Origin of the sequence: Mycobacterium sp., assembly GCF_049585075.1 — a bacterium.
GTDB lineage: Bacteria > Actinomycetota > Actinomycetes > Mycobacteriales > Mycobacteriaceae > Mycobacterium.
In genome coordinates this window covers 1-3,973 of sequence record NZ_JBAUZA010000241.1, presented here as the reverse complement: position 1 = coordinate 3,973, position 3,973 = coordinate 1, and the positions used below count along the sequence as shown (strand labels likewise).

The 3,973-nt window shown below is 67.3% G+C and carries 2 protein-coding genes; both read left to right on the top strand.

Going from position 1 to position 3,973, the window contains the following annotated elements; all coding sequences use genetic code 11:
- Positions 1–2,853 (top strand): arabinosyltransferase domain-containing protein (locus tag WB785_RS11495; RefSeq protein WP_424079246.1); only part of this gene is annotated, 2,853 nt, incomplete at its 5' end.
- A 53-nt stretch (positions 2,854–2,906) separates the two neighbouring features.
- Positions 2,907–3,973, top strand: a 1,067-nt coding sequence (locus tag WB785_RS11490; RefSeq protein ID WP_424079248.1) for an arabinosyltransferase domain-containing protein, incomplete at its 3' end; no start/stop codon positions are given.

Below are 3,973 nucleotides of genomic sequence, written 5' to 3'. Positions count from 1 at the left end.
GGCGTCGCGGGCGCCGACTTCGTCGGGATACGCGGCGCCGCAGGAACTCTCGCACCGGAAAAGAAGCCGCAGGTCGGCGGGATCTTCACCGACCTGAAAGTGCCTGCGCAGCCAGGATTGTCGGCTCGTATCGACGTCGATACCCGGTTCATTGTCGCCCCCACGATGCTCAAGAAAGGCGTGCTGGCCCTGGGCGGGCTCACGGTACTGACCTCGATCGTCGCGCTGGGCGTCCTCGACCGACGGTCCGGACGGCGCATGCCGCGCAACTGGAGGCGCCACCTGAGAGTCGGGGTCGCCACCTGGCTTGCCGACGTCGGTGTGATCGCGACATTGCTGGGATGGCATGTCATCGGCGCGATCTCGTCGGATGACGGCTACAACCTCACCATCGCCCGCGTTTCCGGGCAGGCCGGATATCTGGCCAACTACTACCGGTTCTTCGGGACTACCGAGGCGCCGTTCGACTGGTATCCCTCGGTGCTGGCGCACATGGCATCGGTGAGCACTGCCGGGGTATGGATGCGGCTGCCGGCCACGCTGGCCGGCATCGGGTGCTGGCTGGTCATCAGCCGTTACATGTTGCGTCGGCTGGGCCCCGCAGTGGGTGGGCTGGGCGCCAACCGGGTCGCGGTGTTGACCGCCGGCGCGGTGTTCCTCGCCGCCTGGCTGCCGTTCAACAACGGCTTGCGGCCCGAGCCGTTGATCGCGTTGGGCGTGGTGCTCACCTGGGTGCTCGTCGAGAATGCGATCGCCACCCGACGGCTGGTACCCGCGGCGGTGGCGATCGTGGTGGCAATGCTGACCGCGACCTTGGCGCCGCAAGGATTGATCGCGGTCGCCGCGTTGCTCACCGGCGCGCGAGCGATCGCCCGCATCATTGCGCAGCGCCGGGCAGCCGACGGGGTGTTGGCGCCACTGGGGGTATTGGCGGCGTCGCTGTCGTTGATCACCATCGTGGTGTTCCGCAGCCAGACGCTGGCCACGGTCGCTGAGTCGGCCCGCATCAAGTACAAGGTCGGCCCGACGATCGCCTGGTACCAAGACTTCCTGCGCTACTACTTCCTCACTGTCGAGAGCAACTCCGACGGCTCGATGACCCGGCGCTTCGCCGTGCTTGTGCTGCTGTTGTGCCTATTCGGAGTGCTGGTGGTGCTGCTGCGGCGCGGCCGGATACCGGGACTCGCGAGCGGCCCGACCTGGCGGCTGATCGGCACGACCGCGCTCGGCCTGCTGCTGTTGCACTTCACGCCCACAAAATGGGCTATCCAGTTCGGCGCATTCGCCGGACTGGCCGGCGCGCTGGGTGCCGTCACCGCGTTCACCTTCGCCCGCATCGGCCTGCACAGCCGCCGCAACCTGACGCTATATATCACCGCGCTGCTGTTCCTGCTGGCGTGGGCGACCTCGGGCATCAACGGCTGGTTCTACGTCGGCAACTACGGGGTGCCGTGGTTCGACATTCAGCCTGTTATCGCCAGCCACCCGGTGACGTCGATGTTTTTGACGCTGTCGATCCTCACCGGGTTGCTGGCCGGCTGGTACCACTTCCGGATGGATTACGCCGGCCACACCGAGGTCAAGGACAACCGGCGCAACCGCGTGCTGGCCTCCACCCCGCTGCTGGTGGTCGCGACGATCATGGTGCTCGGCATGGTGGCCTCGCTGGCCAAGGGCGCGGTGTTGCGCTATCCGCACTACACCATCGCCAAGGCCAACCTGGCCGCGCTCACTTCCGGGCTCTCGCCGACCAGCTGCGCGATGGCCGACGACGTGCTCGCCGAGCTCGACCCCAATGCCGGCCTGCTGCAACCAGTTCCGGGTCAGACATTCGGTCCCGCGGGCCCGCTCGGTGGAATCAATCCCGTCGGCTTCAAGCCCGACGGCGTTGGCAACGACCTGCAGTCCGACCCAGTGGTCACCAAACCTGGACTGGTCAACTCCGATGCGTCACCCAACAAACCCAACGTCGCCTACAGCGACTCCGCGGGGACGGCCGGCGGCAAGGGGCCGGCCGGGGTCAACGGCTCCCACGCCGCGCTGCCGTACGGGCTGGATCCCGCCCGCACCCCGGTGATGGGCAGCTACGGCGAGAACTCCTTCGCCGCGAAAGCCACGTCGTCCTGGTATCAACTGCCGCGAAGAACTCCGGACCGGCCGCTGCTGGTGGTGGCCGCCGCCGGGGCGATCTTGTCGCACGAAGAGGACGGCACGCTGGACTACGGTCAGATTCTCAAGGTGGAGTGGGGTGTCGCCGGTCCCGACGGCGCCGCTCAGGTTGTCGGCGACGCCGACGGAATCGAGCCGATCGACGTCGGCCCGCACCGGGCGTGGCGCAACCTGCGCGTTCCGCTGGCGCGGGCGCCGCAGCAGGCCAACGTGGCACGCATAGTGGCCAACGACCCCAACTTGAGCTCCGACCAGTGGTTCGCGTTCACGCCGCCGCGGGTGCCGGTGCTGCAGACGCTGCAGCAGCTGATCGGATCGCACGACCCGGTACTCATGGACATCGCGACCGCCGCGAACTTCCCGTGCCAGCGCCCGTTCGCCGAACACCTGGGCATCGCCGAACTTCCGCAGTACCGGATCATGCCCGACCGCAAGCAAACGGCGTCGTCGTCGAACCTGTGGGAGGCGTCCAAGTCCGGTGGGCCGTTCCTGTTCACCCAGGCGATGCTGTGGACCTCCACGATCCCCACCTACCTGAACGGCGACTGGTACCGCGACTGGGGCTCGGTGGAGAAATACCACCGCCTCGTGCCCACTGATCAGGCTCCGAACGCCGCCGTCGAGCAAGGTGCCGCCACGGTGTACGGCTGGACCCGCCAAGGACCGATTCGAGCACTGCCGTGAGCGATCGCAAGGGCGGCAAAGTTGGGCGCAGCGGGTCGCGAACCGACCAGTCAGTGCGCGACGTACGCGTGACGCGCTGGGTGGCGACGATCGCTGGCCTGGTCGGGTTCGTGCTGTCGGTGGCCACCCCGCTGCTGCCGGTCGTGCAGACCACCGCGACATTGAACTGGCCACAGCATGGCCAGCTGAATAATGTGACCGCGCCGTTGATTTCGCTGACACCGGTCGAGATGACGGTGAGTATCCCGTGCACAACGGTTAACGCCATGCCCGCCACGGGCGGTCTGCTGGTCGGCACTGTGCCCCGCAACGGCAAGCAGGCCGCACTGCAGGGTTTGATGGTGACGGTTGGCGACCAGCGGGTCGACGTGGCGGACCGCAACGTGCCGCTGGTGAGCGCCCCGCTGGACCTGGTGAAATCGGCGCGCTGCCAGCGCATCGAGATCAGCTCCACCCACGCGGGCACCTTCGCCGAATTCGTCGGGCTGCGCGACCCGGACGGCAACCAATTGCGCAACGGCTTCCACGACCCGGCCCTGCGCCCGCAGATCGTCGGCGTGTTCACCGACCTGACCGGTCCCGCCCCTCCGGGACTACAGCTCTCGGCGACCATCGACACCCGTTTTTCCACCACGCCAACGACATTGAAGCTCTCCGCGATGGTGCTGGCGATCGTCGCCACTATCGTGGCGTTGGTCGCGCTGTGGCGACTGGACCAGTTGGACGACCATCGCCTGCGCCGCTGGATCCCGGCCAACTGGCGGTTCTTCGGCTGGACCGACGCCACGGTGATCCTCGCTTTCCTGCTGTGGCATGTGATGGGAGCCAACTCGTCAGACGACGGCTACATCCTCGGGATGGCCCGGGTGGCCGATCACGCCGGCTACATGTCCAACTACTTCCGCTGGTTCGGCAGCCCGGAGGACCCGTTCGGTTGGTACTACAACCTGTTGGCTCTGATGACCCATGTCAGCGATGCCAGTATCTGGATTCGGTTGCCGGACTTGGTCGCCGGGCTCGTGTGCTGGCTGCTGCTGTCTCGCGAAGTGCTGCCCCGGCTGGGGCCGGCGTTGGCGGCCAGCAAGCCGGCGATGTGGGCGGCGGGCATGGTGTTGCTGGC